The sequence below is a fragment of the Colwellia sp. BRX8-9 genome (genome assembly GCF_014077245.1).
GTDB lineage: Bacteria > Pseudomonadota > Gammaproteobacteria > Enterobacterales > Alteromonadaceae > Colwellia_A.
This window is the reverse complement of record NZ_JACGVN010000005.1, coordinates 244220-252100: the sequence shown is the minus strand read 5'-3', so window position 1 is coordinate 252100 and position 7881 is coordinate 244220. Positions and strand designations below refer to the sequence as shown.

7 protein-coding genes and 1 pseudogene are annotated in these 7881 nt (G+C 36.5%); 6 read left to right on the top strand and 2 right to left on the bottom strand.

Annotated features, from left to right (window positions below):
* Nucleotides 1-152, bottom strand: a pseudogene (locus tag H4J70_RS20615) (transposase); the annotation flags it as partial.
* 303 nt (nucleotides 153-455) lie between these two features.
* Here H4J70_RS20615 and H4J70_RS06445 point away from each other — a divergent pair.
* Nucleotides 456-1232, top strand: coding sequence for a hypothetical protein (locus H4J70_RS06445; protein ID WP_182231017.1), 777 nt, complete (start codon nucleotides 456-458; stop codon nucleotides 1230-1232).
* Between the two features lie 435 nt (nucleotides 1233-1667).
* Here the strand turns inward: H4J70_RS06445 and H4J70_RS06440 are convergent, their stop codons facing one another.
* Entirely contained in the window at nucleotides 1668-2834 is a 1167-nt protein-coding gene (locus H4J70_RS06440; RefSeq protein ID WP_182218333.1) for a methyl-accepting chemotaxis protein, read from the bottom strand.
* Nucleotides 2835-3496: 662 nt separating this feature from the next.
* On the opposite strand from H4J70_RS06440, the gene can reads away from it, so the two are divergent.
* From can to H4J70_RS06415, 5 genes are all read left to right on the top strand, one after another.
* Nucleotides 3497-4096, top strand: coding sequence for a carbonate dehydratase (can, locus tag H4J70_RS06435; RefSeq protein WP_070376043.1), 600 nt, complete (start codon nucleotides 3497-3499; stop codon nucleotides 4094-4096).
* A 3-nt stretch (nucleotides 4097-4099) separates the two neighbouring features.
* On the top strand, nucleotides 4100-4906 hold the full coding sequence (gene cobA / locus H4J70_RS06430) for a uroporphyrinogen-III C-methyltransferase (RefSeq protein WP_182231018.1): 807 nt from the start codon (nucleotides 4100-4102) through the stop codon (nucleotides 4904-4906).
* 138 nt (nucleotides 4907-5044) lie between these two features.
* A complete protein-coding gene (locus H4J70_RS06425) occupies nucleotides 5045-5608 on the top strand; it encodes a PH domain-containing protein (RefSeq protein ID WP_182231019.1) in 564 nt (187 codons plus the stop codon).
* Nucleotides 5601-7199 carry a PH domain-containing protein gene (locus tag H4J70_RS06420; RefSeq protein ID WP_259364945.1) on the top strand — a complete coding sequence of 533 codons (1599 nt, stop codon included), beginning with the start codon at nucleotides 5601-5603 and terminating at the stop codon, nucleotides 7197-7199. Before H4J70_RS06425 ends, H4J70_RS06420 begins: the two co-directional genes overlap by 8 nt.
* 7 nt (nucleotides 7200-7206) lie before the next feature.
* Entirely contained in the window at nucleotides 7207-7857 is a 651-nt protein-coding gene (locus H4J70_RS06415) for a sulfotransferase (RefSeq protein ID WP_182218318.1), read from the top strand.
* Nucleotides 7858-7881: the final 24 nt, after the last annotated feature.

The window sequence follows — 7881 nt, the reverse complement described above, 5'->3', positions numbered from 1 at the left end:
ATGCGCTGTTCAATCCAATGACGCCTGTGCTCATAACTGACACCGGTTTCTTTATCAACACCACATAAAAAGGCTTTGCGAACGGTTTGACTGCAAATATGATAATACGGCGTATCAGATAAACTGATTTGTTGTGAACGAGGCTTAGGCATAACAATCACCACACTTATAAGAGGGTAATTTAAGTGTAGTTTATTGTTGAAAAAACAAACAAGTTATTATGGGTGGCTTAATAATATTTTTTAGTCAGAACAAGAGCATAATTCGAAAGAAAAAAAGTTGACTAAAATAATCAACATAAAGTAAGATTACTTGGCAACTCATTAATACTAAAAGGATTTATTATTAAAACATCTCATTTAATCTTCCTGTCATCCGTTTTATTATCAGTACCAGCTTTCGCAGAGTCAGAAAAAAAAACAATTAAACATGAATTACAATACGGTGTTATCAATTTGGCTAGTCTTTCATTTATAGATGGAGATTGGTCTGAATTTCCGATTGTCGGTGCCCGTTATAAATACTATTTTTCTCCTGTTGCCGATAATGAACAGCCTTACGATTTGCAATCCCATTTAGGTAGGAACAGTTGGTTAAAAGTTGATTTGAATGCTCTTAACTCTAATCCTAACTTAGCTGGCAAGTTATATTTTAGTCAACGTTGGAGTTTAGAAGCAGATTTTAGCTACCAACACAAAACACATAAAGACAGTTATACTGACCGTAATGGGGCATTAAAGACGAGCAAATATGAAGAAGATGAATTACTCACTGACCTTGTTCTGAACTATGCGGTTAGCCAACAATTGACGTTAGGGATTGGTATCCATAACTACTCTGAAAATAGTGAATATACGGATATCATTGATGATTATGTCGAATCCAATAACTCTCAATATGACAGCGATACTTTAATTGCTATTAAAGCTAGATATACAAGCATTAATGGAGGGAAAGGTTTGGACATTGCTTCTTCAATTTCGCATAACGAAGAACGAATTACGGCAAAAATATTTACCACCTTTTACATTGCTAAACATAACGCTTATAAAGCTGGTGTAGTTTATTCTGATTTTTCTGATGACTGGAATAATGAGACCTTACTCACTATTTCATTGGCACATCACTATTGGTTTTCACACACAACTGCGATTAAATACGGTATATCATGGATAAGAGTTGATGGTAATAATTTCGGCTTGTTAGATATAGATGGAACTTGGCGCTTTTAGCGCTACCACATTATTTAGTCTCTAAAATTGAAATATTAACGGCAGCAATGATCCTAAAGCGGACTTAGAAATTAATGAATGACTAACTATAATGTACATAAAGTGATTATTAGTATTGCTGGCTGAAGATCAGAGGTTTTCACTAAAATGCAATTTCTAAAAAACAAGATAATCTGTTTATCACCTATTAAAAGTCAACTGTCATAAATGATGCCAATATCAAACATTATACTACGTCTGTGGAGCTTCACTCGGTATCGACATACACGAAAGTAATAATGCCATGATGCCATTGAATGGTCTTGCTGCTATAGGCATCGTCACACCTTATGATGTTTCGCAAAAATCATCACCGTACATCCTGAACATAAAAAAGCCCATGTTTAAATGGGCTTATGATATAACGTTACTCTCTGTGCTTTTACATGCTAGTTTCTAAACACAAATCCTATTTAGGGTCGTAGCAACATCAACAGATACCTTTTGCTGTTGCTCTGCATGCTGGGCAACAGAACTTAAGCCATTAGTGATATCTCGACTCAAAGAGGCAACTTCAGCCATATTGGTATTAACCGCTGCAGTTGATTGCTGTTGCTGTTCAGTGCCACTAGCAATTTGAGAGGTTAAGGCATTAACCTCTTTAAAGACTCGACCTATTTGCTCTAACGCTTCAACCACTTCGGCTGAATGCGTTAAACTGTCTTGCGTCAATGCTTGACCACGCGAAATCGCCGTTACAGCATTCGTTGATTTCTCTTGCAGACCTTCAACCATTGAATGAATTTCAACCGTTGCTTCTTGTGTTCTATGCGCAAGTGCTCTTACTTCATCGGCAACAACTGCGAAACCGCGACCTTGCTCACCTGCTCGCGCTGCTTCTATCGCTGCATTTAATGCGAGTAAGTTTGTTTGGTCGGCAATGCCACGAATAACATCCAGAACAGAACCGATATTTGAACACTCTGTTTGCAGTAGCGCTAAGTCTGTCGCCATTTCGGTAACTTCTTTAGAAAAAGCTTCAATGGTTTGCTGACTGGTATTTGAAGAAGTTGTACCTTGCGATAAAATGTCAATAACTTGATTAGTCGTCTCACTTACCTGTGAAGCACTCTCTGAAAGTATACTAGACGTTGACGCGACTTCATCAATAGAGTGAGCCATAAGTTCTATTTGACGGGCAGAATCATCAACGGCTCTCACTGAATCAGTCATTTGTGTGGCCAGTAAAAATGACCCCTCTTTTAACGATTCAGACTCGGTTCGCAATTCAGCAAGCACATCGGATAAGTCTCCAATAAAAGCACTAAGCTCATTGGTGACTTGAGCGAGTTCATCATTACCTTCATCAACTAATGGGCCAGGAGGCGCCTGCTTGGTACTCACCACAAGTGTTAAGTAATGAAGTAACTTTGTTAATCGAGAAGACAGCTGACTTTGAGTAAATATATAACCTGATATTAATTGGGCAATCACTAATAGAGACAATATACCGATAACAGACGACTTACTTAACTCATCTGTAAATAGCAAAATAAATAATACAGCTAATAATCCAAAAACAGCAGTCGGTATAAGTAATTTCACGCTTAAGCGAGTAAACATAGAGTATCCATGATGTTAGTTTAAAAAAAATAGCTGAGATTAAAGCTACTTGTCTTTATTTCCTTATAAATTACCTATTATTTAGCAGTTTTGCTAATAATATTTACTAATTTATACCATTCGACAAAAATCAGCTGTTATTTTAACGATACCAAGTAACAATTGATTGTCGAACATTCAACGTTAACCGCCAGCACTTATAATATAATGATAGGTGCTGGCGGATAAATAAAAAGAGAAAGACAATAAATAGTTTAGCTAAAATCAAAGCCAAACTTTATTTTTATTGGGACATAAACCATTTAATTTTCCCTTTATAACGACATGATTAAAAGTATTGGCTATTTGCTTTGCTTAAATTCACCTAAATCGCCCTTTTTTAGCTAATAGATAAGTTGATTTCTTCTTAGTCAGCACACCAAACTCAGCTACTTTGATTGTTTTTCTTTTTAGTACAACTGCTTTAGTTTTTGTATTGCTAAAATTGTCGCTCACATAAGGTTGAGATGACTCTGCCTAGTTAAGTTTTCATAATATCGGCAGTTATGGCTAAGTGCCCAACTAAATGGATATACATCATAAATAATTGATATCACATTTATCTTTCACTTTTTGGTGTATTCTCATAAAATCAATGAATAGATTATTTAACAAGGCATTCCGTGACTTCAATTCAACATTTGTTCGACAATAATCAGCAGTGGGCTGAAAAGATAAAAAAAGCAGACCCCGATTTTTTTAAACGCTTGTCAGAACAACAAAAACCGGAATATTTATGGATAGGTTGCTCTGACTCAAGAGTACCAGCCAATGAATTGCTCGGTATGTCTCCAGGCGAAGTGTTTGTTCATCGTAATATTGCTAATCAAGTTATCCATACCGATTTAAATTGCCTTTCTGTTATTCAATTTGCTGTAGAAAACCTAAAAGTTAAACATATAATAGTATGTGGTCACTATGGCTGTGGCGGTATTACAGCATCAATTGATAATAAGCGTCATGGGCTAATCGATAATTGGTTAGGGCATATTAAAGATGTTTATCGTTTTCACAAAGAGCGCCTTGATGCCGTTGAAGACCAGCAAACAAAGGTCAACTTACTTTGTGAACTCAATGTGATTGAGCAGGTAGCCAATGTTTGTCATACAACCACATTAGTCAGTGCCTGGAATGCCAATCAAGATGTCACCGTACACGGCTTTGTCTATAATATACACGACGGTATTTTGAAGAACTTAAACGTTTCTTCTAATGGTAAATAACCAATGACCTTAATAATGCCTGACTCACCTAACAGTAAACAACCTTTTGCTTGTGGCGAAGTCGCTTTAGTTGGCGCGGGTCCTGGCGATCCTGATTTATTAACCATACAAGCTTTTCGTTTTATTAAACAAGCTGAAGTCGCCATTTATGACCGATTAGTAAGTGCTGAAATATTAGCGTTATTACCCGAAAATTGTCAGCGAATTTATGTCGGTAAAAAACAAGCAGAACACAGAGTACCCCAAGAAAAAATTAATCAGTTATTAGTTGATTATGCTAAACAAAACAAAAAAGTTTTACGCTTAAAAGGCGGCGATCCTTTTGTTTTTGGTCGAGGAGGTGAAGAAGCACAATATACCTTAAAAAATGGCATCGCTTGTCATATTGTACCAGGAATGACCGCGGCCTCTGCTTGTACAAGCTATGTAGGTATTCCTTTAACACATAGACAAGTTGCACAAAGTTGCACCTTTATTACTGGTAACGTCCAAGACAATGGTGAATTATCACTGCCATGGCACACACTTAACGATAATAAACAAACCGTTGTCTTTTATATGGGGATCAAAAGCTTACCCATTATCAGTGAGCAACTAATCAAGGCGGGTCGTAAAGCTTCAACACCCGCAGCATTGATTTATAAAGGAACAAATCCAGAACAACAAGTTTACCGTGGTACGTTAGCGGGATTGAACCACTTAGTTGAATTACATGATATAAAACCACCAACATTAGTCATTATTGGTGATGTTATTAACACCTTTGATGAGAAGCGCTTGATGAATTTAGGTTATTTATCACCAGAATAATACTAAACACCCAAAAAATCTTTTAAGAAAATCAAGCTCCGCACTGCGCCAATATTAATCATATTGTTCGGTTTATATTAATAATTATAATAACAATTACCCACTCTTTTGATAATAAAAATAATAGGAATAGCGATTATGCAGGGCACCGAGAATATCCCAGGAACGGTTAACTTTTCAAACACAGGTTTAACGAGTAACGATTTACCAAGATTAGACTCTCTAAAATTTGAAATGTTATCGCCGCTTTATGCAAAAAGTAACCGCTATATCTCCTTATTTCTCACCCTGTTTATTATAAGTATTTTATTCATCGTTCAGCTACAACACTTTATTACCTTAACTACTGCAGTAAGTAACTTTCTAAGTTATGTTATTTGGATAATAGCACTGGTTGGCTTTATGAGTACCCTTTACACTATAGTTGCTGATAAAAGAAAGTTTTACGCACTTCGCCAACAAGATCTTAGTTATCAAAGTGGCGTTATTTTTCTCAAAACTGTTAGCCAACCCATGCTACGTATTCAACATGTAGAGCTAAAGCGTGGTCCTATTGACCGAAAAATAGGTTTGGCTAAACTGCAAGTTTTCAGCGCTGGTGGTGCACTGCACACTTTTGAAATCCCAGGTTTACCGTTAGAGAAAGCAGAGAGCATTCGCCAATTTATTCTTGATCACAAAGATGTTAACCATCATGGATAAATCAACACCGACGCTAGAGAGCGACGGAGAAGTAACAATTCCCCCTCTTGGCTCGAAACAAAACACCAAAGACTGGCAGCGTATATCACCTATCGCTATTATGTATTTTTTAGCAAAATTTGTGATGGGATTTTTAAGTAATATCGTCGTTTTTTTACCCGCATTATATTTAGGTTACGATAATTTTATTGCACATCCCCATTTGTGGCTACCAATAGGTTTAGCCATACTCGCCATTATTATGATCTCGACCTTTTTAAGTTTCTACTTCTTTCAGTATCGATTATATCAGGATCATATTGAAATACGCTCTGGCGTAATTTCAAAGAAATACGTTAATTTACCCTTTGCTAAAATTCAAAACGTAAAACTAGAGCAGCCGTTGTATTATCGACTATTCGGTTTTACCTGCCTCCAGCTTGATACTGCAGGCTCCGCTATGCAAGAAGCTAAAGTCGTCGCTTTAAAAGTAGACTTTGCCGAACAACTTAAAGTAGAAATTTTAGCTCAGCATAAAATAGCAAGTTCAACAGTCGCCGATGCCGAGACCGAAACAGTTAATGACTTAGCATCTAAGGATCAAAACAACGAAACTATTTTAAACACACGTAGTATTACAGACCTTATTATTCATGGCTTAACTAACAACAGAATCTGGATTTTCCTCGGTGGCTTAGCACCATTTTTTGATGATTTTGGTCGCTATATTGTTGAATTTTTTAATGGCTTAGGTATCGACCTTGAAAAATTCTTAACGTTTGCTGATAAACCCATGTGGCAAGTTGGTTTATACGCACTGACCTTAACTTTTATTATTTTATTACCTTTTACCTTATTTTCTATCGCCGGTTCTATTATTACTTTTTACCAGTTCACCTTAAGTAAAGTCGACGATCGTTATATTCGCCGTAGTGGTCTGTTAACCAAGTATGAAGTGATCATGCGGTTATCCCGCCTGCAAATGGTAGTTCGTCAACAAGATTGGCTTGATGTGATACTCAAACGAATTAACCTTAAATTTGAGCAAAGCAATAGTGCTTTAAATCAGTATCAAGCGAGTGCAGAAAATAATCGTATTATTGTTCCATCAATTAATCCTAGCGAATGTTTGGCGTTGGTTAACAACGTATACCCAACTAATAAAATGATGACTGTTGATTATCAAAGCATTAGTAAACGCTTTCTTTTGCGTAATCTTGGCTATATTCTCACCCCGATATTTATTTCACTGTTAGTCTTTTTCATCACTGTTGATAAAACTAATTTATTAATGGCTATAATTCCGGGTTATTTATTTGTTGGTTTGTTAATTTTTATGCGTTGGTTTCGTTGGGGCTATGCTAAAGATGAAGATTTTATTTATATCCGTAAAGGTTATTTTGGCGTCGACTATTACTGTTTTCCTATTTTTAAAACTCAACAAGTTCAGTTTAAACAAAGTTGGTTTCAAAAGCGCCACCAACTCAGTTCAGTAAGCATAGTATTAGCGGCAGGCGCTCAAGATATTCCTTTTATCAAACAAGAGTTTGCCTACCAATTACTTGATAATGCACTTTACCAAGTAGAAAGCAGCCGCAAATCTTGGATGTAACTAAGAGATGAACAGCACTAAAATATTCATTATCGGCTTACCTCGCACCGGCACCACCAGTATTTGTGCCGCTATGCTTGAACTCGGCTATACCGTCGCACACACAGCTTATACGCAAAAAACTTTTGATCATGCACAAGTGATCGCCGATACGCCCATTTTTGCTGATTTTAAACGTCTAGATACATTTTACCCTAACAGTAAATTTATCTATTTGTCCCGTGAGTCACAAAAATGGTTACCGTCGATTAAGCAATTACTTCAACGAATGTATATCAATGTCACCCGAGATGATGGTGGTTTTAATACGATCATTAAACGCTGTTACCAGAGTACATTTTCACCTTTTACGTCAGATAATATTGAAGATGATAATTTTTTATCATTATGCTACCAGCGGCATAAGAGTGAGGTTGGGCAATATTTTATTGCTCGCCCACAAGACTTACTGACTATAGATGTTAGCGAGTCAGACAGTTATCAGAAATTACTCAACTTTTTATCTTTAGCGCAAGGAAATGAGTCGGCAAGCTTTGAGCGGCTCAATACGGGTGGCAAAGTGACCGCCTGGAAAGATTTAATCAATAAAAATAAAATAGCGTCGACCAAGAATGGTCGAATAAGTTTACTAACTTATTTAGATGTATCAGGCGAATAACAACAGCACGTTGAGCTCTATAAT

Excerpts from the sequence above, each read along its gene's own strand:
- H4J70_RS06440 (WP_182218333.1), bottom strand. The coding sequence starts at position 2,834 with ATGTTTACTCGCTTAAGCGTGAAATTACTTATACCGACTGCTGTTTTT.
- cobA (WP_182231018.1), top strand. The coding sequence starts at position 4,100 with ATGACCTTAATAATGCCTGACTCACCTAACAGTAAACAACCTTTTGCT.
- H4J70_RS06425 (WP_182231019.1), top strand. The coding sequence starts at position 5,045 with ATGCAGGGCACCGAGAATATCCCAGGAACGGTTAACTTTTCAAACACA.
- H4J70_RS06420 (WP_259364945.1), top strand. The coding sequence starts at position 5,601 with ATGGATAAATCAACACCGACGCTAGAGAGCGACGGAGAAGTAACAATT.
- H4J70_RS06415 (WP_182218318.1), top strand. The coding sequence starts at position 7,207 with ATGAACAGCACTAAAATATTCATTATCGGCTTACCTCGCACCGGCACC.